Raw genomic sequence first — 20880 nt, forward strand, 5'->3', positions numbered from 1 at the left:
TCCGGCGGCACATAGGCGATCGAACCCGAGCCCTCGTCGTTCTCGTTCTCGCCCTGGATATGGCCGCGCAGCTCGCTTTCGCCGGCAGGCTTCACGCGTCCGCGCAGCTCTTCCGGAACCGGCTCCTCGACGCGGATGTCGGGCTTGATGCCGGTGCCCTGGATCGAGGTGCCCGAGGGCGTGTAGTAGAGCGCGGTGGTGAGCCTCAGCGCCGTCTTGGAATCGAGCGGGATGATGGTCTGCACCGAGCCCTTGCCGAACGAGGTGGTGCCGAGCACGGTCGCGCGGCGATGGTCCTGCAGCGCGCCGGCGACGATCTCGGAGGCCGAGGCCGAACCGCCATTGATCATCACGATCACCGGCTTGCCGCCGGTGAGATCGCCCGGGCGCGAATTGAAGCGCCGGGTTTCTTCCGGGTTGCGGCCGCGGGTGGAGACGATCTCACCCCGGTCGAGGAAGGCGTCGGAGACGCTGATCGCCTGATCGAGCAGGCCGCCCGGGTTGAGCCTCAGATCGAGCACGAAGCCCTTGAGCTTGTCCTTGCCCACCTCGGCGGTGATCTTCTCGATGGCGTCGGAAAGATCGTCATAGGTCTTTTCGGTGAACGAGATCACCCGGAGATAGCCGACATCCTCCTCGACGCGGTAGCGCACCGCCTTGACCGTGATGATGTCGCGGGTGACCTTGATCTTGATCGGCTGGTCGGCGCCTTCGCGCAGCACGGTGAGTTCGATCGAGGTGTTGACCGGGCCGCGCATCTTGTCGACGGCATCGCCGAGCGACAGGCCGCGCACCGGTTCCCCGTCGATTTCGGAGATGAAGTCACCGGCCAGCACGCCGGCCTTGGCGGCGGGCGTGTCGTCGATCGGCGCGATCACCTTGACCAGCTCGTCCTCCATCGTCACCTCGATGCCGAGGCCGCCGAATTCGCCCCGGGTCTGGGTGCGCATGTCGTCGGCGGCTTCCTGGTTGAGGTAGCTCGAATGCGGGTCGAGCGAGGACAGCATGCCGTTGATGGCGCTTTCGATCAGCTTGTCTTCCTGCGGCGGCGTCACATATTGCGCGCGCACGCGTTCGAACACGTTTCCGAAAATGGCGAGCTGGCGATAGGTCTCGGTGCCTGCCGCATTGGCCGAGCCGCTATAGGCGTTGATTGCACTCACGGAGGCCGCGCCCATCAGCGCGCCGACCGCAAGAAGTGTGACCTTACGTATCATTTCTTGCCTTTCTCGAAGACATCGAGTCTTTCCACCATCTGCGCGGATCGACCGGTTGACCGTCTTTTCTGATCTCAATGTAAAGTGTCGGACGCTCGGAGGCCAGCGTCAATGCCGATGAACCTGCAAATCTCGTCGCGCCCATCGTTGCCAGTGGTTCGCCGGCCAGCACGAACTGACCCGCAGATACCTTGATCTTTTCCATTCCGGCAAGAACCACGTGGTGCTTTTCTCCCGTGTCAAGAATAACGACTTCGCCATAGCTGCGAAACGGGCCCGCATAGGCGATCCAGCCGTCGGCCGGGGCCCGGACCATAGCGTCCGCGGTGGTTGCCACCACTTCGCCCGCCAGCGTATGCCCGGTGCCGTCGTCTGCGCCGAAATACCGCACGGTTTCGCCCGAGACAGGGCGAACCAGCGTACCGGTCAGTTTCGAAAACACATATGCCGGCATAATGCGGTTTTTGTCGGGCACGGCCACGGCAGCGAAGGCGCGGGCCCGCTCGATCTGCTCGGCGAGCTTGCGCTGGCGTTCTTCCTCGGCAAGCCGTGCGGCCTCGGCGGCGGCCCGCAGCGAGGCGATCTCGTCGGCGAGGGCGGCGATCGCCGATTCGAGCTCGCCCGAGCGCACCGACAGGGCTTCGGCGCGCTCGCGCTCGCGCTCGAGCCGCTTCTGGCTTTCGGCCTGCAGCGCGCTCTTCTCGGTGGCCAGGTTGGCGAGCCGTTCTTCTTCCGCCGCGTTTTCCTCGAGCGCCGCGGCGAGCGTGCGCCGCTCTTCGGTGATGGCCTGGCGGAGGGCCGCGAGTTCCTTGAGGTCTGCGGCAAGCGCCTCGGTTTCGGCACGGATCTCCGGCACCACCGCCCCCAGAAGGATGGCGCTGCGCACCGAGGACAGCGCGTCCTCGGGGCTCACAAGCAGTGCGGGCGGCGGATCGCGCCCGATTCGCTGCAGGGCGGCAAGCACCTCCGCCAGCACCGAGCGGCGCGACAACAGCGATAGCCGCACCGCCTCCTGGCGCTCGGACAGGCCGGTCATGGCACGTTCGCCCGCGGCGATCTTCTCGTCTAGCTCGGCCCGCCGCGCGCCCGCTTCGGCGATCTTGCGGTCGAGTTCTTCCTGGTCGGCGCGCAATGCGGCGACGTCGTCCTCAAGCGTGGCCAGCGCCTTGGCCGCCAGCTCCGCCTGTTCGGCGACGGATTTCAGCTCCTGCCGGTTTTCCTGGGCCTGCTGTTCGAGTTCGCTGGCAGCGGCGGTGGAATCAGCATCGGCATCCGCCGTGGCGCGAGCGGGGAGGGCCGGCGTGAGCGAAAGCAGCGCCGCCAGCACGAGCGATGCGGCGGCGCGAACCGGGACGCGCGCGACCGCCTCCGGCCCAGCCCCGGTCAGGCGGGCGGGTCGGGCATTCAGGGTCCGGGCGGGGCCGGACCGGACCGATTCGGACCGGCGGCTCAACATGGCGTCATCCTAGCCGCTCCGGCGTTAAAGCTCCATTAACCAACAGGGGTGAGCGATCACATCTTTGCGGCGGGATCCGGGCCCGGCCTGCTTCAGGCGCGGTGATAGGGATGGCCGGCAAGGATGGTGACGGCGCGGTAGAGCTGTTCGGCGGCCATGATGCGCACCAGCTGGTGCGGCCAGGTCATGCGGCCGAAGGAGATGACCGCGTCCGCCCTGGCGTGAAGCTCGGGATCGAGCCCGTCGGCGCCACCGATGGCGACCACGAGGTCGCGCCGCCCATCGTCGCGCAGACGCGCCAGCAGATCTGCGAAGCCTCGCGAATCGGGCGTCTTGCCGCGCTCGTCGAGCAGGATCAGCGCGGCGCCGTCCGCAAGCAGGCGGTCGAGCTGGGCCGCTTCGTCCTTCTTGCGCAGATCGGCCGTCGGCGCCCGGCTTTCGGCGACCTCGACGGTGCGCGCGAAATCGAGGCCCAGCGCGCCGCCGGCCTTGGCGAGCCGGTCGAGATATCGTCCGGAAAGCTCGCTCTCGGGGCCGGCCTTGAGCCGTCCGACGGCAAACAACGTGATTCGCATGGTGAATTTTCCTGTTGCGGGCGGTTAAATCGGCCGAGCCGTCGCCCCGGGAGGACCCGGCGGCTGCGCATCAGGCCCTGTGCCGCGATCACCACCCCGACTGCGCAGCCGGCGCGGGCGCGCAGCAGTGGGGTGGGGCAGGCTTCCAACCCGTGCAAGGGGCTTTGCGTCCGGACGAGAACATCCGGACGTGGCATGCATCGGGCAAGCGGTCCGGCCAGGCAGGCCGTGCCGGTCAATGCAGTTTCGGGTCCTCGATCTCGGGCGTCTGCCACATCTTCTCGATGTTGTAGAACTCCCGGATTTCCGGCCGGAACACATGCACGATGACATCGCCCGAATCGATCAACACCCAGTCTCCGGCCGCCAGTCCCTCGACCCGCGGCGTGCCGAAACCGGCATCCTTGAGTGCGCTGATCAGGTGGTCGCAGACCGCCGCCACATGACGGTTGGATCGGCCTGAAGCCACGACCATGTGGTCGCCCAGCGCCGATTTGCCCGCGATGTCGATGATGACGATGTCTTCTGCCTTGGAGTCCGCCAAGCTGTCGCGGACGGTTTCAAGCTGGCGCAGAGCGGCCTGTTCGCCACTGCCCGCCGGCGGTGAGAATGCGCTTGCAGCGATTCTCTTTGCGTGTGCTGTTCCCAGTGTGGTTCCCTTCCTCTGCCTGAACAGTCCAACAATCGCCGGGATTTTCAACGCAGAAACCGCGGCGCACCGTTAAGATAGTCACGGACCCGGGTGTTTTTCAAGATACAGGCGTGCCCGCCGCCGCGCGCTCGCCCCGGATCGCGGTCGAGGACAGCGAGGAGCGCGGTCCGTGGATGAAGGTCCAGGCCGGCGCGTTGAGCGAGGCGAGCGTCGCCGCATCGTCCTCGTCGACGCGTGCATGGGTGTAGGTCTTGGCCATTTTCGACGACAGATAGGCCAGCGTCGATCCCGGCCGGTCAATCACGGCGATCGGGAAGGTCTCGGCGATGGTGCGCCAGTCCTGCCAGTGGTGGAAGCTTCTGAGATTGTCCGCGCCCATGATCCAGACGAAGCGGATGCCGGGATTGCGGGCCTTGACGAAGGCCAGCGTCTCGGCGGTGTAGCGCAGCCCGTGGGCCGCTTCGAAGGCAGTGACCTTGACGCGCGGTCCCGGCGCGAGCGCGCGGCTCATCGCCACGCGGTCCTCGAGGCTTGCGAGCTCGGAATGGCTCTTGAGCGGATTGCCGGGCGTGACCATCCACCACAACTGGTCGAGGCCGAGCCGTCTCAGCGCGATCTCGGCCACCAGCTCATGGCCCCGGTGCGGCGGATTGAAGGAGCCGCCGAACAGGCCGACGCTCATGCCGCGCTCGACATGCGGCATCTTCAGGAAGGACGGCCTCAGCGCGCGCACCCCGCTCAAGGCCGGATCTGGCCGGTGCCGTGCACGCGATATTTGAACGAGGTCAGTTGCTCGACGCCGACGGGCCCGCGGGCATGCATCTTGCCCGTGGCGATGCCGATTTCCGCACCCATGCCGAATTCGCCGCCATCGGCGAACTGGGTCGAGGCGTTGTGCAACAGGATTGCCGAATCGATCTCCGAGAAGAAGCGCTCGACCACTTCGGGATCCTCGGCGATCACCGCCTCGGTGTGGTTGGAGGACCACTCGGCGATGTGCGCGATGGCGCCGTCGATGCCGTCGACGAAGCGTGCGGAAATGATGGCGTCGAGATATTCGGTGCGCCAGTCCTCGTCGGTGGCGGGCGTGGCCGCGGGCAGCAGCGCCATGACGTCGCTGTCGCCATGGATCTCGCAGCCGGCGGCGGACAGGTCGGAAAGGATCGCTGCGGCGACGTCGCGGTCGAGCGCGCTGTCGATCAGCAGGGTTTCGGCCGATCCGCAGATGCCGGTGCGGCGCATCTTGGCATTGAGCACGATGCTGCGCGCCATGGCGGGGTTGGCGGACTTGTCGACATAGACGTGGCAGAGGCCCTCGAGATGGGCGAACACCGGCACGCGGGCATCGGCCTGGACGCGGGCGACCAGGCTCTTGCCGCCGCGCGGGACGATCACATCGACCGTGCCACCGAGACCGGTCAGCAATTCGCCCACGGCGGCGCGGTCGCTGACCGGAATCATCTGGATCGCGTCGGCGGGCAGGCCCGCGGTTTCGAGCCCTTCGACCAGGCAGGCATGGATCGCGCGCGAGGAATGGAACGAATCCGATCCGCCGCGCAGGATCACGGCATTGCCGGATTTGAGGCACAGCGCGCCGGCGTCGGCCGTCACGTTCGGGCGGCTTTCATAGATCACGCCGATGACGCCGAGCGGCGTGCGCACGCGCTCGATCCTGAGTCCGTTGGGCCGGTTCCAGGCGGCGATCACGCCGCCCACCGGATCGGGCAGGGCGGCGATCGCGCGGATGCCGTCGACCATGGCGGCGATGCGGCCCTCGTCGAGACTGAGCCGGTCGAGCAGGGAGGCGGCCATGCCGCTGTCGCGACCGGCCTGCATGTCGAGCGCATTGGCCTCGAGGATCTCGGCCCTGCGCGCCGTGATCGCCTGCGCCATCGCCTCGAGCGCCGCGTTCTTGCGCTCCGTCCCCGCGGTCGCCAGTGGCCGCGCCGCCGCTTTCGCGCGACGGCCGATATCGGCCATCAGCGAAGCGATCTCGGTTCGGGACGTGGTTTTTTCCAGCATGGCGGCTCTCCGGGCGGACGGTCAGGCGGTTTTCTTACGCAATCCATGCCGTGCCGTAAAGCCGGGCGGTCCGCGCTTTGCTGTCAGCCGTGCGGTGCGGGGCCGGAGGTGATCACCATGTCGTCGCGATGGATCATCGCCGCCCGGCCGGAATAGCCGAGAATGGCTTCGATCTCGCCCGACTTGCGCCCGGCGATGCGCCGCGCCTCGTCGGCGTCATAGGCGCACAGTCCGCGGGCGATCTCGCGTCCGTCCGCATCGCAGACCGCGACCGGGTCGCCGCGGTGGAACTCGCCGAGAACGGTGCGCACGCCCGCCGGCAGCAGGCTCTTGCCGTGTCGCAGCGCGGTTTCGGCGCCCGTGTCGATGCCGAGCCGGCCCGCGGGTTCGAGCTGGCCCGCGATCCAGGTCTTGCGCGCGGTCTGGGGCGTGCCGGACGGCTGGAACCAGCTTGAGCGGGCGCCATTGTCGATCGCCGCAAGCGGATGCGCGGTCTTGCCCGACGCGATGATCATGGCGCAGCCGGCGCCGGTGGCGATCTTGCCGGCATCGATCTTGGTCTTCATGCCGCCGCGCGACAGCTCCGACCCGGCATCGCCCGCCATCGCCTCGATCTCGGGGGTGATCGCCTCAATGGTCTCGAGGAAGCGGGCCTCAGGGTCGAGATGCGGCGGGGCGGTGTAGAGCCCGTCGATGTCCGACATCAGCACCAGCAGGTCGGCGCTGACCATGGTGGCGACCCGGGCGGCGAGCCGGTCGTTGTCGCCGTAGCGGATCTCGCTGGTGGCAACCGTGTCGTTCTCGTTGATGATCGGCACCGCGCCGTGGCGCATCAGTTCGGCCATGGTGGCGCGCGCGTTGAGATAGCGCCGCCGCTCCTCGGTGTCGCCGAGCGTGAGCAGGATCTGGCCTGCGACGATGTCGTGGGTGGAGAGATTGGCCGACCAGGCGCGGGCGAGCGCGATCTGACCCACGGCGGCGGCGGCCTGGCTGGCTTCGAGCCTGAGCGGACCGCTTGCCAGACCGAGCACCGTGCGGCCCATGGCGATCGCGCCCGAGGAGACCACCAGCACCTCCGCGCCCGCGCGTTTGAGAGCGGCGATGTCGGCGCAGAGGGATTCGAGCCAGGCCGATTTCAGCCCGGTGTCGCGGTCCACCAGCAAGGCCGAGCCGATCTTGATGACGATCCGCCTGTGGGCGGATACCGGTTTGCGGGAGCCGTTCATGGTCAGTCCTTCGCGCCGCTGCCGCCGTCGGTGCTGGGGGGCGCGGCTGCCTCGTCGTCGGCATCCCTGGCGCCGGCGATGATGTCGCGCAGCGCCCGCAGCGCGCCGGTCATGCCTTCGCCGGTGACCGCCGAGATTTCGAAAGGTGCCTGTCCCGCCGCCTTCTTCAGCGCCCGGACCTTGGCGGCGCGGGCCTTGGCATCGACCACGTCGACCTGGCTGAGCGCGACGATCTCGGCCTTCTCGGCGATGCCGTGGCCATAGGCTTCGAGCTCGTGGCGGACGGTCTTGTAGGCCTTGGCGACGTCTTCCTCGAGCGCCGAGACCAGGTGCAGCAGTACCCGCGTGCGCTCGACATGGCCCAGGAACCTATCGCCGATGCCGACACCCTCATGCGCGCCCTCGATCAGGCCGGGAATGTCGGCGAGCACGAATTCGCGGCCGTCGATGGTGGCGACGCCGAGGTTCGGATGCAGCGTGGTGAAGGGGTAGTTGGCGATCTTCGGCCGGGCCCGGGTGACGGCGGCGAGGAAGGTGGACTTGCCGGCATTGGGCAGGCCCACCAGCCCGGCGTCGGCGATCAGCTTGAGCCTGAGCCAGACGGTCTTTTCCTGGCCTTCGAGGCCGGGATTGGCATGGCGCGGCGCCTGGTTGGTCGACGACTTGAAATGGGCGTTGCCGAAGCCGCCATTGCCGCCGGCGGCCAGCCGGTAGCGCTGCCCCACCTCGGTCAGGTCGCAGATCAGGGTCTCGTTGTCTTCCTCGAACACCTGGGTTCCGGCCGGCACCTTGAGGGTCACGCTGTCGCCGCCGGCGCCGGTGCGGTTGCGGCCCATGCCGTGGCCGCCGGTCTTGGCCTTGAAATGCTGCTGGAAGCGGTAGTCGATCAGCGTGTTCAGCCCGTCAACGGCCTCGATCCAGACATCGCCGCCGCGGCCGCCGTCACCGCCGTCCGGGCCGCCGAACTCGATGTATTTCTCGCGCCGGAACGAGACGCTGCCGGCCCCGCCATCGCCGGAGCGGATATAGACCTTGGTTTCGTCGAGGAACTTCATCTGGATTGACCGATCGGAATTGTAAACGCGGGTGCGGCCGGGCTGGCATCGGGCCACCGGCTTTGCGCGCATCGATAAACGCCTCCGGCTTTGAGGTCAAAGCCTATCGTGCAGCCGGCCGATGGCGGGGAGGCCCCGGAGCCCCCGGAGCCGCTGAGTTCGCGCCTTTTGCGGCCGGATCAGGGGCGGATGGCGCGCGCCTCGGAGAGCGTGCGGGCGAAATTGACCCGGACGCGGGCGACAGGCAGCGCGAACTTGGTCACCAGCGCGGTGTTGCGCAGGGTGTCATCCTCCAGGAGCACCAGCTTGTCGAAGAAGCGGACCACGTTGCGCTTCTCGGAGGGGTCGAGATCGACGCGATAGGAGAAGCGCGCCGTGTTGCCCGAAAGATGCACGGTGGTTTCGCCCAGCACATCCTCGCGGGTGCCCGTATAGGTGTTCGGTCCGGTGCGGGTGAAGACCCAGGTCTTGGTGTCGCGTTCGCCGTCGTCGTAGCGGAAGTCCTCGCGCAGGGTGAGGACCTTGCCGCGGACCGTGCCCGTCAGGTCCACGCGGAAGGAGCGGCTGACCCCGGTGATCGACCCGAAGCTGCCGAAGGCATAGGTCTTGCCCGCGAAAAAGTCCTCGAGCCTCAGGTCCCTGGCCTGGAGCGGGCCCGCGGCCAGGAGCAGGGTCAGTGGCAGGGCGGCGAGAACGGGCAGAAGGCGGCGCAGACGGATCATGGGCGTATCCTTTCGGGTCATGACCGCGTCTACGCGGAACCGGCCGGGATGGATCAGGCGGCGGGCCTGTGTCGACCCGCCGCCCGAGATGCCTAGGAGGCCCGTGCCCGGTTTTCGCTCGACCAGCCGATCAGCGACACCCAGGTCTTGCGGTCGAGCCGGAACCACTCGACCGCGGCGCTGGCATTGATCGACTGGATGTGGATCATGCCGGACCCCTGGAACTGGAAGCCGCTTTTCTGCAGCACCCGGCGCGAGGCGGGGTTGATCACCCGGCAGCGGGCGTCGATATGGTCGATCTCGCGGGTGCGGAAGGCCATGTCGACCAGCGCATGCACGGCTTCGGTGGCTATGCCGCGGCGCCAGAACGGCTCGCCGATCCAGTAACCGATCTCGGGTGAAACGCCGTCCTTGCCGGTTTCGAGCGAGCAGCAGCCATAAAGTTTGCCGCTCTCGGAATCGGTGATCGCATAGACGCAATTGCCATTCCCGCGGTGGGCGGAGGTACGCACGAAGGTTTCCGCGTCGGTTCGGCCATAGGGATGCGGAATGCGCGATACCATGGTGGCGATGGCCGGGTTGTCGGCGAGAATGGCAATGGCGTCGATGTCCTCGGCGTGGGGCGCGCGCAGGACAAGGTTCTCGGTCACCAGGACCGGGCAGTCGTAGCTGGGCGGCCGGTCGAGGCTCAGCGTGTCGAGACAAGGCTCGCCGGCCAGGTCTCTCTCAGGTTCGTGTCTCATGGTCATTCTCCGGTTTTGGACAAAGGAAAGGGGAGATGGCGTCCCATCTCCCCTGCCTAGATCCGGATTTTTCCGGAGGATGCCTGTTCAGGCCGGGTCGATGAGACGCCGGCTTGCTTGAAGGATCCGGCTTATTCTGCGGCTTCCGCTTTCGCGACAACCGACACATAGGTTCGGCCGTTGGCTTTCTTGCGGAAGTCAACGTTGCCGGGCTGCACGGCAAAGATGGTGTGGTCGCGGCCGAGGCCGACGCCGGTGCCGGGATGCCACTTGGTGCCGCGCTGACGCAGGATGATGTTGCCGGCCACGACCGATTCGCCGCCGAACTTCTTTACGCCGAGGCGCTTGGATTCCGAATCGCGACCGTTGCGCGACGAACCGCCAGCTTTTTTGTGTGCCATGGGTCTGCTCCTGTTCCGCCCCTATGGGCGATTTGTCTCTTCTGCGGCCGTGGCCGCCAGGGCCCGAACGGGCGGTTGATTACTTGGCGAGAGCCTTGGCCTGTTCGCGCCAGTCCGAAATCTGGTCTGCGCTGAACGGCATGGCTTCGTCGATGCGGGCGATGTCGGCGTCGGTGAGCGCTGCGACCTGGGCAAAGGTGGTGATGCCCTGCTCGTTGAGCTGGCCGGCCGCGACCGGGCCGATGCCCTTGATCTTGGTCAGGTTGTCGCCCTTGCCTTCCGGCGCGGAAAACAGCGGTGCGGCTGCTGCCTCGGCCTTGGGGGCGTCCGCCTTCTTGGCCTCTGCCTTCGGCGCGTCGTCCTTCTTCGCGGCAGCCTTCTTGGCGGGCTTGGCGCCGCCGGTCAGGATGTCGGTGATCTTGACGATGGTCTGGTGCTGGCGATGGCCGCGAATGCGCTTGGAGTTCTGCCGGCGGCGCTTCTTGAAGGCGATGACCTTGCGGGCGCGGCCCTGCTCGACGACTTCGGCGACGACCATGGCGCCTTCGACGAAGGGTGCGCCGATGGTTGCGCCGGCGCCTTCGCCGACCATCAGGACTTCGCCGAATTCGACGGTGTCGCCGGCGGCGCCTTCGAGCTTCTCGATCGTCAGAACGTCATTGGCGGCGACGCGGTACTGCTTGCCGCCGGTTTTGATGACTGCGAACATCTTTTGTCCTTTCGTGTTCGTCCGGCTCTCGCCTTTGCGGCGGGCCGTCTTTTTGCCAGTCGGAAACTGATCGGCCGATCCGAAGCCGGATTGGCCGGGTGACCCTTCTGCCGGGACAGTCGCGGGTTGTTTCCCGTCAGGCTGGCCCCACCAAAAGGCGAACGGCGCAGGAAGCCCACGCCGTATTCGGCTCGCGGGATACGTGAGGCGCTGCGAAGAGTCAAGCCAATTTGCCCGTGAGCCCCCGGTTTGGCGCGGTTTGTGACGGGTGGGGCAAACTTACCCCTTGTCTAAGCCGCTCACGTTGGGTATGGAAGCGCCCGCGCACAGATATTGCGCCGACCAAAGACGCGGAGAGGTGGCTGAGTGGTCGAAAGTACCGCACTCGAAATGCGGCGTGGGGGTGACTCCACCGTGGGTTCGAATCCCACCCTCTCCGCCATTCCCATCGTTTGAGATTTATAGCGCGATATTGCCACCGAGCACCGCGAACGCGGCGGGCGGCGCAACTGATCGCCGAAACCATACGCCATGGGCCGAGGTTCCAGGATGGCGGCAGTCGCGCCCATTTCGGATGTCCATGTCGCGCAAAGGGGCAAACCAGGGCGGGCCTGTCGCCGGCGACAGGGATCAGGACGCAGCGTTGGTGATGTGCTGCAGCAGCTTTACAAAATGGCTGGTCCGGACGCCCTTCGGGTTCTGCGCCGGGTCCACGATCTCAACGACCACCAGCCGTTTTGACGGACTTATGGCAACCGCTTGCCCGCCAAAACCGGAGGCAAGGGCTGCACCTGCACCGTCTTGAGCTTTTCGACAGACCAGCCGGCCGATGCAGGATCGACGCCTTGCCATGGCTGCGCCTGCGCATCTCCGGCAAACGGCAAGGCAAACAGGGAAAACAGGGCCACCAGGAAAAACCTCGAATATCGCTGCATGTCCCCTCCCAAAGCCCACTGCCGCGGCACGATGCCGAGCGGCCGATCCCGCGCGCTCGCCCGGCAATTCTGAAAACCGGCGCGCCGAGAAATCGGCCCCGATTCGGGCGTTCGTGAGGCCGGGCAGGCTCTTGGGGAGCGGAGGTTCAATGCCCGACCGGTTCGATCCAGGCGCCGTGCGGGTCGGTCCATGCCGCAGCTTGAGCGTTGACCGACAGCAGGAAGGCGCCCTGCGCGGGAGCCTCTGCGGGGGAGACGCCGAAATGCGGCATGACGCCCGGTGCCTCGTTGCAGATCCAGACATCTGCCAGTGACGAGACGAGGGTGGCAAACCGCATGCGGTCGTCGTGGCTTGGGACATAGGCAAGAACGGCGGTATGGAAGACGACAAGCGTGGCGTCTTGCGGAGCCTGGCGGCAGAGGGCTTCGAACTTCGGTCCGAGCAGATCGCCCTCAACGATCCTCGGACGCTCCTCTGCCACGGTATCGAGGGCCAAACGAAGCCGGTCGCGGCGCCCCTGCTGTTCGGGCCAGACCAGCGTCTCGAGCCATGCGGCCTCGTCCGGGTCGCCGGCGTCGAGCGGATTGAGGTCGAGCCCGGCCCGCCACACGATCTGCGGAAGCCTGTCGGGGAGCTCGACATCTGCGCCAGCCCGGCACGGGAAGACGGGGTGCGGCTGGTCCTGCGCCGGGGGGCGGAGGCTGCGTGAGGGGTAGTCGTATCCGTATCGATCCGGGAAGAGGCAAAGGCCGGCGGATGCCCCGACCTCCAGGAGCGCCAGGGGCTGGGGCAGACCGCTCAAGACCGGCAGGAGCACGGCGCACCGTCCCGGCTCGTTCGTCTGCGTCGAGCGGTCGAGCATGATGGCGCGAACCGCATCGAAGCGATCCACCAGAGCCTGCCTGAACTCGCTGTAGCTCGCCGGGACGCCGAAGAGGTGCCGGTAGGCGGCGAGAAGCAGGTTGGGCTGCTGCTTCGGCTGGGGCAGGGACGCGATCAGGCCGAGCACTTCTGCGTCCTGCGAGACGCCCAGGGTGAGCTGCTCGTAGAGCGGAGACCGCCCGCTCGCCTCACGGACTGCAAACCGATGGTAGCGGGCGGACAAGGCATCCCGATCCACACTGGTCGTCATGTTGAACTCCTCCGCGCTGCAGGCCGCCAACGACCGGCAGCCTTGTAGCACTCGGGCGTGAAGCGCGGACAGTCAAGCTTCCTGCCCCGGCAAGCAGGCCGGTGCTTGGCCCCGGCGCGGCTGTTGGGCACGCCGGATTGGCCTTTGAAGCCGTCGCGCGCGTCAGTCGCCGGGGCAAGGCCGATGCTTCTCGAACCGTGCATCGCCGCCCTCCAGCTCCCGGGTGCGCACCCATCCCAGCCGTTCATAGAAGCCGGTGGCGCGGGAGGAGCCGTCGGTTTCAAGCCAGATCGACGGATGATGCGCGAAGAGCAACGCTTCGGCCCGTTGCACAAGCCGGCGGCCGATGCCCAGCCCTGCCTGCTCGGGGCGAACGAAGGCCGCAAACAGGCACGCATCCTCGACATCCACCATCGAGAAGCCAACAATGCGGCCCTCCTGTTCGGCGACCCAAATGCAGGCATGCGCATGCAGGGCTTCCCGAAGCGTTCCGGAGGTGATGCCCATTTCGGTCAGTTGCCTGATCGACAGGTGATTTTCCCGGACACTCGTCCTAACGTCAAAAATGGCGGGAATGTCGGCTTCGGTGGCAGTGCGGATCGAAACTGTCATGGGCAACCGGATTGCGGGTGGAGCGGACTGCAAATTTTGAGGGATATCCGCCTTTCCTGTCCGGTCTAGCCGAAAGCGGGCAGGCAGGAAACCATCGCACTTGTGGCCATCGGCTGTCGGCACGATTTCGCGACGCCAAGTCGTTTCCGGATTGCCGGGCCGGCCGTCTTCGCGCGTGCCCGGCTGCGGCGGGCAAAGCCCGAAAACGGCTCTCGGGCCTAATCGGTGAGCTTGCCCGATCGTGCTCCGTCCTTGTGGCGTATGGGAAGCTGCGACAGGATTTCGGGCTCGAGCAGCCTGGCATTGATCCCGAACCGCATCAGCACCAAGGACGGGCGTCCGTCCGAAGGCGTGGTCCGGCCGGTATAGACGCGATCCCAGAAGGCGCTCGCGGTGTCGTCTGCCGTGACGCCGGCGGGGTTCGTGTTTGTATGGCAGGGCGAAGTCATGTATCGTCAAATGAGCCATAAGTGCGCGCATGTCAATATCATGCGCTTTCATTTGTTACGAAAGGGGCCGCAATGCGCCAGGACAGCCGCTTGCCGCGGGTGCTTCACGCGCTTCTGCATCTCGAGCAGATGCAGAAGCCGGCGACCTCCGAGCTGATTGCCCAGATGCTGGGAACGAATGCCTCGGTGGTTCGCCGCACCATGGGAGGCCTGCGCGAGGCGGGCATCGTCGTCTCGGTCAAGGGGCATGGCGGGGGATGGTCGCTGGCACGGCCGCTGGCGGAGATTTCCTTGCTCGATATCTACCAGGCGCTGGATGCCCCGACGCTTTTTGCCATCGGCACCGATGACGGCCAGTCGACATGCCTGCTCGCCCGGGCGGCAAATGACGCGACGGCAAACGCCCTCCTGAAGGCGCAGCACCATTTTCAAGCGCATCTGAGACGCATTTCCGTCGCGGATCTGGCTTCGAATGTCGAGCAGGGCACACCGGGGCAGGCCGGGAGTGGGCCGGACGCTGCCGAGTGGGGGTGACGTCTGCTTGCGCGGCAGGGACTTCGCGCAGGGCCGCTCCGCTCTCCAACCTATTGGAGCGGTTTGGGTGCGGGGCCCCGGGGCGCAGCTGCTCCGGTGGAGCGCCGCTGCTCCGCAAGAGCGGCACCAGGGGCAGGCGGTCTTGCCCCCGGTTTTCGATGAGGTGTCGCACCGTCGCTGCGGCGCGATTGCGCAGGCCGGGTGCAGGGCCGGGGCAGCCAGAGTCGCAGGGTGTTCCGGTGACGGCCGGGCGGCGGCGCCGGGTCAAGCAGTCAGATGCGGTCGCATCAGCTGCGCCACAGCATCCGGCGTTTCCATGATCGCCAGATGCGGTCCCTCGATCCAGGCGAGAGTCGAGCCCGCGATGCCCTTGGCAAGGGCGGTCGAGGCCGCCGGATCGACCATCTGGTCGTACCGGTTGCCGAGAACCAGGGTCGGCGCGCGGATCGCGGCGAGATCCCGGGTGATGTCGAGCGTCAGATCCAGCTCTGCCTGCCGGGCGATGCCCTGCCAGTCGCTTCCCCTGACCATGTCTTCGGCGACAGCCTCGCCATCCCCGATCCCGGCCAGGAAGGCGTGGCTGAAGCCGGTCAGCAGCATCAGCCGCGCAAGTGCCGCAGGATCTCGCCTGGCCAGATCGGCCCAGAGACGAAACTGCAGTTGCGACCGCGGGTCTGCGGAATGCGCGAAGCCGCCGATCAGCACCAGCTTGCCGACCCTGTCGGGATGGCGTGCCGCAAGCCGCGCCGCGACGGCGGAGCCCAGCGAGAAGCCCGCGAGATCGAAGCGGTCGAGCCCGGCATGGTCCGCCGCGGCGAGCACCTGTCCGACAAGACGGTCAAGCGTGAGCACTTCGGTCGGGTCATCGGTCAGCCCGGACCCGGCATAGTCGGGCCGCAGCAGGCGCCTGCCCGGCAGATGGGGCATCAGGCCCGCGAAATTCGCTTCGCCATCTCCCCCTGTCCCATGCACGAGCACGAGCGGTCGCCCCTCGCCATCGTCCCGGTAGCCGATACGCGCGCCATCATTCTGCAGATATTCGATTTTCGACATTGGGTTCACTCCGACTTGATGTGTCGGCAAACTTCCTGCACGCTGACAGCGCTGTCAGGGTCAAGCGAAAAAGAAACGAGGGCATCATGCAGATCGGCGAAATTTCGCAGCGGAGCGGCATCAGCGTGCGGATGCTGCGGTTCTATGAGGCGGAGGGGCTGCTCCGGCCGCACCGGACCGCGAGCGGCTATCGCGACTATTCCGCGGAGGACCTGGAGACGGCACGCCGCATCCGCCAGCTCGCCGATGCCGGGCTGACCGTCGAGGCGATGCATGATCTCCTGCCCTGCGTCATCAGTCCGGAGCCGAGCTTTCATCCCTGTGACCGCCTGCGCGCGCGGCTGAAGGCCGAGGTCGACAAGCTCGACCGAAAGCTCTCGGATATTCAGCGATCGCGCGCGCAGATCGCCGCCTATCTCGACGGGCTGCCGCGCGAAGAGGGGCGCGAACCGGCAAGCGCCGTGTCCTGATGCGGCTGACCGGAAACCGCGCGCCCGCCGCCCGAACGGCCGGGGTCAGGCGCGGGCCTCGGCCCGGTGCGGCGCGGCGATGCCGTTCAGCAGGTAGTCGACCAGGGTTTCCGCCAGGGCCTCGCGGGACTCCGGCGTATCCTCCGGCCGCGGGCGGTACCAGACGGTCATCCAGTTCAGGGCGCCCAGCATCGGCTTGACGATCAGCCGCGGATTGCAGGGGCGCAGCAGTCCCTGGGCCATGCCGTCCTCGATGATCCCGACCAGGATCGCTTCGCCGCGGTCGCGCAAGTCGATGATTTCGCGCAGCACGGCGCGCTGCTCGGGCGTGGTGCTGCGCGACATGTGCATGTCCACGCCTTCCACGGCCACCTTTGCATAGGGCAGGCGCTCCATGATCTGCCGGGCCAGCGTCATCAGCACGCCATGCAGCTTCTCGAGCGGCGTGCCGGCGCCCTTGGCGACCTCCTCGATCGCTTCGATATAAGCGGTCATGGTCTCGCGGTGGACGTCGAGATAGAGATTGGTCTTGCTCTTGAAGTGGTAGTAGATCTTGCCCTTCGTCGAGCCGAGGACGTCGGCGACCATGTCGATCGACGTGCCTGCAAAGCCGTATTCCATAAAGGCAACGGCGGCGGCATCGAGGATTTCCGTGCGGCCGCCCGACCTCGCTCTGCCGCGCGCTTTCATGGGGAGGTTTCCTCTCTGAAACAGTTGGCCCCATGGATTAACCTGATTTGACGGCATTGCCAATGTAAGCCCCGGCGCGGCCCGGCCCGGCCAGGAGGCAGCCGTGCCCGGCCGGGATCGAGGAGGGCTTTTGCGCCCTTGCCTGGCTCAGCGGGGCCGGGGCAGCGTCGCCAGGTCGAAGACCTCTGCGTGGGAGGCGACGAACATGCGTCCGCCGGGCAGCACCCAGCCGCGGAACATGCCGTCGGTGTTGTAGGGGGCGGTGATCGCCCCGTCGGCGCCGACGGCGACCAGTCCCGCGCCGATGTCGTGCGGCTTGAGATCCTGATGGATCACCTTCGAAGCCGCGTCCTCGAGGCTTTCGCCGAGATAGGCCATGCGGCTCGCAATCTCGTGGGCGACGGCGTGGCGGATGAAATATTCGCCCTTGCCGGTGCCGGAGACGGCGCAGACGCCGTTTCGCGCATAGGTGCCGGCGCCGATGATCGGGCTGTCGCCGATGCGGCCTGCGGGCTTGTTGGTGTAGCCGCCGGTGGAGGTGGCCGCGGCGAGCGTGCCGGCGCTGTCGAGCGCCACGGCGCCGACGGTGCCGTGTTTCTCCGCCTCGCTGGCCTTGGCGGCGGTTCCCGCGGCCTGATGTCGTTTCATCGCGCTGAGCGCCGCCACCCGCCGTTCGGTGGTGAAATAGGACGGCTCGACGATGTCGAGGCCCGCGCCGGCGGCAAAGGCATCCGCGGCCGGGCCGCCGAGCATGACCGCCTCTTGCGCCTCCATCACGGCGCGGGCCGCCCTGATCGGGTTGCGGATCCGCCGGGCGAGCGTCACGCTGCCGGCGGCGAGATCGGCGCCGTTCATGATCGCGGCGTCGAGTTCGTGTTCGCCATCGGTGTTGAGCGCCGCGCCGTGCCCGGCGTTGAAATGCGGCGAATCCTCCATCACCACGACGGCGGCCTCGACCGCATCGAGCGCGCTGCCGCCTGCCGTCAGCACCGCCCAGCCGGCCTCGAGCGACCTGCCGAGGTCCGCGCGCGCGGCGATCCACTCGTCTTCCGCCAGATCCAGTCTGGCCATGACGCCGCAGCCGCCATGGATTGCCAATGCCGTCGGGTTCATTTCCTGTTCCTTTCCATATAGAAAGGGCCGGATCTTGCGATCCGGCCCCCATCATCGCAAACCGCTCAGTTCGCGCGAATGTTCATCGCCAGCGTGTCCTCGTCGGAGCGCGGCGTGATCGTGATCGTCTTCTTCATGCCCCAGGCGCTGATGATCGAGGCTATCGACAGGTTCGGGCGATCGGTCGAGACCAGCAGGTTGGCGTCCTGAAGAAGTTTCTCGCGCTTGGCGGAATCCATTTCCACCGCCGCGTCCTCGATCAGCTTGTCCATCTCCGGGTTGGAGTAGCCGCGGACGTTGAAGGCGCCGAGCTTGAGCTCGGGATCGTTGGTGTGAACCAGCGAGGACAGCGTGTAGTTGGCTTCGCCCGTAAGCGTGCCCCAGCCGGACATGGTCAGGGTGTAGTCGCCGCGGGTGTTGGCCGGGAAGAAGACGGCGCCCGGCTGGGCATTGGCCTCGACCTCGACGCCGATGGCGGCGAGCATCTGGGCAATGGTGGTGCCGACATCCTTGTCGCCGGGCAGGCGGTCATTGGTGAAGGAGAACACAACCTTGAAGCCATCCGGGTAGCCGGCGTCGGCCAAAAGCTGCCTGGCCTTCTCGATGTCGGGCGTCGGCACCGCGATGTCGGGGTTGTAGCCGAAGATGTTCGGGGTCACGAGCTGCGACTGCGGCGTGCCCATGGTTTCCATGGCGATCTCGGTGATGGTTTCGCGATCGATCGCCAGATCGAAGGCCTCACGCACCCTGGCATCCTGGAACGGGTTCTTGCCCAGCGGCGATCCGTCCTTGGCCGTGACCTGGGGGGTCTCGTCGCGGAAGTCGAAGCCCATGTTGAACAGGTACACGCTGTTGTGCTTGACGATCGACAGGCTGCCGTCGCGCTCGAGCGTCGGCACGTCGGAGGCCGGGACGCGGGCGATGATGTCGACCTGGCCGGCTTTCAGCTGGGCGACGCGGGCGGCGTCGTTCGGGATCTCCTTGCGGACGACCTTGTCCCACGGCTCGGCGCCGCCCCAGTAACCGTCGAATTTCTCGAGGACGAGTTCTTCCTTCGGGGTCCAGGAGACGAACTTGTAGGGACCCGTGCCGATGGCGGCCTTGCCGGAATTGAAGCCTTCCGCCGCGTGTTCGGCGGTGTCGGAATAGTTTTCGGCCGCGGTGTGCGAGACCACGAACAGGCGGATGAAGTCGTTGGGCAGGTTCGGCGCCGGACCATCGGTCTTGATGCGGATCGTGTAGTCGTCGACGATCTCGATGCCGGCGACGCGGCGGACATAGATGGTCGTCGGGTTGGGGCCGGTCACGTTGGGAATGCGCTCGATCGAGAACTTCACGTCCTCGGCGGTGAAATCCGATCCATCGTGGAATTTCACGCCCTGGCGCAGCTTGAACTCCCAGGTGGTGTCATCGATCGCGGTCCAGCTTTCGGCCAGGCCCGGCTCGAGCTCGAGCTCGTTGCCCGACTTCACCAGCGTATCGTAGATATGCTTGACGGCTTCGGCATGGGTGCCGGCCGCGGTGAAATGCGGATCGATCGAGAGCGGGCCGGCCCGGACACCGATGGTCAGGTCGGCAGCGAGTGCCGCGCCCGAGACACTCCCGAGCAAGGCAGCGGCCAAGGCGGCAGTGCGGAACAACTTGATGGCATTCATACTTCAGTCTCCTGTGGGTTGATCATCTGGGGCCAGTTGGGGGAATCGACGACGACTTTTGCCAGCAATTCGGACAGCATCAGCTGTTCGGCCGCGGTCAGGCCCGACAGCATCACCCGCTCGCGATCGACCATGGGCTGCATGGTCTCGGCGAGGATGCGTCGTCCTTCGTCGGTGAGGTAGAGCACGAAGCTCCTGAGGTCCGCCGGGTCGATCTCCCTGCGGATGATGTTCTTGTCGACCAGCTTCTGGATGGCGCGGCTGATGGTGTTCTTGGGGAACCCGGAAGAGCTGCAGATCGCGCTCGCGGTCAGGCCGTCCGACAGGCCGAGCGAATAGAGCACGACATATTCGGGGCGCGGCACGCCGGTCTTTTTCTCGATGAAGCGGTAGATCGGTTCGTTGAACTGAAGCGCCAGGAAATTGATGCGGAAAGACAGCCAGCACGGGTTTTCCCACAGCTTCACCGCCACCAGATCCTCAACGCCATGGGCTCCGGCCGCCGCCTGGCCACCCTTCCTCAGCAACGTGTCCAAAGACGTGGTGTTGGGTGGCCGCACCATTGCTCCTCCTGCCGGTCCTGGATAAGATATCGTTCCATTTGGAACTTGACGCTAGGTTTATTGGCTGTCAATCTCTTTTTATAGTTCCTTATGGAACATTTGTCTGGCCACGGAGAGGTCTTTCCGGGGCAGTTTTTCATCACCTTGCCCAATGTTTGGGCAGCGCCTGGGTGAGATCTACAAGGGAGTGACGATGAGAATCGCGGACATGAACTGGATGCAGGTGGAAGACCGGATCCAAGAGGACGACCGGTGCGTGCTTCCGATCGGCAGTGTCGAGCAGCACGCCTATATCAGCCTGGCAACCGACATGATCCTGGCCGAGAAGGTCGCCGTCGATGCGGCCGAGCCGCTCGGCATCCCGGTGTTCCCGGTGGTCCCCTACGGGCTCGCCTCGTCCTTCGCCGATTTTCCGGGGACGCTGAGCCTGACGCTCTCGACCTATATCGGCGTGATGCGCGATCTTCTCGACAGCCTTCACCGCTCCGGCTTCCGCCGCATCCTGATCGTCAACGGTCATGGCGGCAACACGCCGGTCACCGCGCTGGTCTCGGAATGGCTGAACGACCATCCCCACACCTCGGTCAAGTTTCACGACTGGTGGCGCGCGCCGCTGACCATGGGCAAGGTGCTGGAAATCGACGAGGCGGCCTCCCACGCCTCCTGGATGGAAAACTTCCCCTGGACGCGGGTCGCCGACCAGCGCCAGCCCGCCGACCGCAAGCCGAAGGTCGATTTTGCCGCGCTCGCCAGGGTCGGCGCGGCGCGCAAGCGGGAACTTCTCGGCGACGGCAATTATCACGGGCTCTATCAGCGCCCGGATGCGGACATGCAGGCGATCTGGGAGGTCGCCGTCGCGGAGACCCGTGCGCTGCTCGAAGGCGAATGGAACTGA

The 20880-nt window shown here is 66.5% G+C and carries 24 protein-coding genes and 1 tRNA gene; 4 read left to right on the forward strand and 21 right to left on the reverse strand.

The window, feature by feature from the left end; genetic code table 11:
- From AWJ14_RS03730 to AWJ14_RS03785, 12 genes are all read right to left on the reverse strand, one after another.
- A partial coding sequence (locus tag AWJ14_RS03730) for a S41 family peptidase (RefSeq protein WP_245304118.1) occupies positions 1-1217 on the reverse strand: 1217 nt, incomplete at its 3' end.
- Complete coding sequence (locus AWJ14_RS03735; RefSeq protein WP_139112517.1) at positions 1207-2544, reverse strand: murein hydrolase activator EnvC family protein; 1338 nt, start codon at positions 2542-2544, stop codon at positions 1207-1209. The genes AWJ14_RS03735 and AWJ14_RS03730, both read right to left, overlap by 11 nt.
- A 221-nt stretch (positions 2545-2765) precedes the next feature.
- Positions 2766-3248: a 23S rRNA (pseudouridine(1915)-N(3))-methyltransferase RlmH gene (gene rlmH, locus AWJ14_RS03740; protein WP_066175122.1), complete on the reverse strand. Its 483-nt coding sequence runs from the start codon at positions 3246-3248 to the stop codon at positions 2766-2768.
- Positions 3249-3483: 235 nt separating this feature from the next.
- A complete protein-coding gene (gene rsfS / locus AWJ14_RS03745) occupies positions 3484-3948 on the reverse strand; it encodes a ribosome silencing factor (protein ID WP_425349607.1) in 465 nt (154 codons plus the stop codon).
- Positions 3949-3997: 49 nt separating this feature from the next.
- The gene (locus tag AWJ14_RS03750) at positions 3998-4603 is read right to left on the reverse strand and encodes a nicotinate-nucleotide adenylyltransferase (protein WP_066175221.1); all 606 of its coding nucleotides are present in this window, start codon (positions 4601-4603) and stop codon (positions 3998-4000) included.
- A gap of 35 nt (positions 4604-4638) precedes the next feature.
- On the reverse strand, positions 4639-5922 hold the full coding sequence (locus AWJ14_RS03755; protein ID WP_066175124.1) for a glutamate-5-semialdehyde dehydrogenase: 1284 nt from the start codon (positions 5920-5922) through the stop codon (positions 4639-4641).
- Between the two features lie 83 nt (positions 5923-6005).
- Positions 6006-7148 (reverse strand): glutamate 5-kinase, encoded by a 1143-nt coding sequence (gene proB, locus AWJ14_RS03760; protein WP_066175126.1) that lies wholly within the window; start codon positions 7146-7148, stop codon positions 6006-6008.
- A 2-nt stretch (positions 7149-7150) separates the two neighbouring features.
- On the reverse strand, positions 7151-8203 hold the full coding sequence (gene obgE / locus AWJ14_RS03765; RefSeq protein WP_066175223.1) for a GTPase ObgE: 1053 nt from the start codon (positions 8201-8203) through the stop codon (positions 7151-7153).
- A gap of 179 nt (positions 8204-8382) precedes the next feature.
- Positions 8383-8925: a DUF3833 family protein gene (locus AWJ14_RS03770; RefSeq protein WP_066175128.1), complete on the reverse strand. Its 543-nt coding sequence runs from the start codon at positions 8923-8925 to the stop codon at positions 8383-8385.
- 92 nt (positions 8926-9017) lie between these two features.
- Complete coding sequence (locus tag AWJ14_RS03775) at positions 9018-9668, reverse strand: GNAT family N-acetyltransferase (RefSeq protein WP_066175130.1); 651 nt, start codon at positions 9666-9668, stop codon at positions 9018-9020.
- 131 nt (positions 9669-9799) lie between these two features.
- Positions 9800-10069, reverse strand: coding sequence for a 50S ribosomal protein L27 (gene rpmA, locus AWJ14_RS03780; RefSeq protein ID WP_066175132.1), 270 nt, complete (start codon positions 10067-10069; stop codon positions 9800-9802).
- A gap of 79 nt (positions 10070-10148) precedes the next feature.
- A complete protein-coding gene (locus AWJ14_RS03785; protein ID WP_066175134.1) occupies positions 10149-10778 on the reverse strand; it encodes a 50S ribosomal protein L21 in 630 nt (209 codons plus the stop codon).
- 352 nt (positions 10779-11130) lie between these two features.
- Between AWJ14_RS03785 and AWJ14_RS03790 the strand changes: the two genes are divergently transcribed.
- A tRNA-Ser gene (locus AWJ14_RS03790) sits at positions 11131-11220 on the forward strand.
- Positions 11221-11524: 304 nt separating this feature from the next.
- Here AWJ14_RS03790 and AWJ14_RS22335 read toward each other — a convergent pair.
- The 4 genes from AWJ14_RS22335 to AWJ14_RS03810 form a co-directional block, all read right to left on the reverse strand.
- Positions 11525-11713: a hypothetical protein gene (locus tag AWJ14_RS22335; RefSeq protein WP_066175137.1), complete on the reverse strand. Its 189-nt coding sequence runs from the start codon at positions 11711-11713 to the stop codon at positions 11525-11527.
- 146 nt (positions 11714-11859) lie between these two features.
- Positions 11860-12846 carry a DUF2332 domain-containing protein gene (locus AWJ14_RS03800; RefSeq protein WP_066175139.1) on the reverse strand — a complete coding sequence of 329 codons (987 nt, stop codon included), beginning with the start codon at positions 12844-12846 and terminating at the stop codon, positions 11860-11862.
- 162 nt (positions 12847-13008) lie between these two features.
- Positions 13009-13581, reverse strand: a complete 573-nt coding sequence (locus tag AWJ14_RS03805) for a GNAT family N-acetyltransferase (RefSeq protein ID WP_210183493.1) — start codon at positions 13579-13581, stop codon at positions 13009-13011.
- 95 nt (positions 13582-13676) lie between these two features.
- The gene (locus AWJ14_RS03810) at positions 13677-13907 is read right to left on the reverse strand and encodes a hypothetical protein (protein ID WP_066175143.1); all 231 of its coding nucleotides are present in this window, start codon (positions 13905-13907) and stop codon (positions 13677-13679) included.
- Between the two features lie 72 nt (positions 13908-13979).
- Here AWJ14_RS03810 and AWJ14_RS03815 point away from each other — a divergent pair, with 72 nt between their 5' ends.
- Positions 13980-14441: an RrF2 family transcriptional regulator gene (locus AWJ14_RS03815; RefSeq protein WP_066175147.1), complete on the forward strand. Its 462-nt coding sequence runs from the start codon at positions 13980-13982 to the stop codon at positions 14439-14441.
- Between the two features lie 264 nt (positions 14442-14705).
- On the opposite strand, the gene AWJ14_RS03820 is transcribed toward AWJ14_RS03815, so the two are convergent.
- Entirely contained in the window at positions 14706-15494 is a 789-nt protein-coding gene (locus AWJ14_RS03820) for an alpha/beta fold hydrolase (RefSeq protein WP_066175149.1), read from the reverse strand.
- An 86-nt stretch (positions 15495-15580) separates the two neighbouring features.
- Between AWJ14_RS03820 and AWJ14_RS03825 the strand changes: the two genes are divergently transcribed.
- The gene (locus tag AWJ14_RS03825; RefSeq protein ID WP_066175151.1) at positions 15581-15964 is read left to right on the forward strand and encodes a MerR family transcriptional regulator; all 384 of its coding nucleotides are present in this window, start codon (positions 15581-15583) and stop codon (positions 15962-15964) included.
- Positions 15965-16009: 45 nt separating this feature from the next.
- Here the strand turns inward: AWJ14_RS03825 and AWJ14_RS03830 are convergent, their stop codons facing one another.
- The 4 genes from AWJ14_RS03830 to AWJ14_RS03845 all read right to left on the reverse strand — a co-directional run bounded on the left by AWJ14_RS03830 (position 16010) and on the right by AWJ14_RS03845 (position 19985).
- Complete coding sequence (locus AWJ14_RS03830) at positions 16010-16654, reverse strand: TetR/AcrR family transcriptional regulator (RefSeq protein ID WP_066175153.1); 645 nt, start codon at positions 16652-16654, stop codon at positions 16010-16012.
- Between the two features lie 147 nt (positions 16655-16801).
- Positions 16802-17767 carry an isoaspartyl peptidase/L-asparaginase family protein gene (locus AWJ14_RS03835; protein WP_066175155.1) on the reverse strand — a complete coding sequence of 322 codons (966 nt, stop codon included), beginning with the start codon at positions 17765-17767 and terminating at the stop codon, positions 16802-16804.
- Positions 17768-17832: 65 nt separating this feature from the next.
- Entirely contained in the window at positions 17833-19422 is a 1590-nt protein-coding gene (locus tag AWJ14_RS03840) for an ABC transporter substrate-binding protein (RefSeq protein ID WP_066175157.1), read from the reverse strand.
- Positions 19419-19985 (reverse strand): MarR family winged helix-turn-helix transcriptional regulator, encoded by a 567-nt coding sequence (locus AWJ14_RS03845; protein WP_083219992.1) that lies wholly within the window; start codon positions 19983-19985, stop codon positions 19419-19421. Before AWJ14_RS03845 ends, AWJ14_RS03840 begins: the two co-directional genes overlap by 4 nt.
- Before the next feature lie 193 nt (positions 19986-20178).
- On the opposite strand from AWJ14_RS03845, the gene AWJ14_RS03850 reads away from it, so the two are divergent.
- Positions 20179-20880, forward strand: a complete 702-nt coding sequence (locus AWJ14_RS03850) for a creatininase family protein (protein WP_066175159.1) — start codon at positions 20179-20181, stop codon at positions 20878-20880.

It is taken from the genome of Parahoeflea olei (assembly GCF_001703635.1).
Classification (GTDB): domain Bacteria; phylum Pseudomonadota; class Alphaproteobacteria; order Rhizobiales; family Rhizobiaceae; genus Hoeflea; species Hoeflea olei.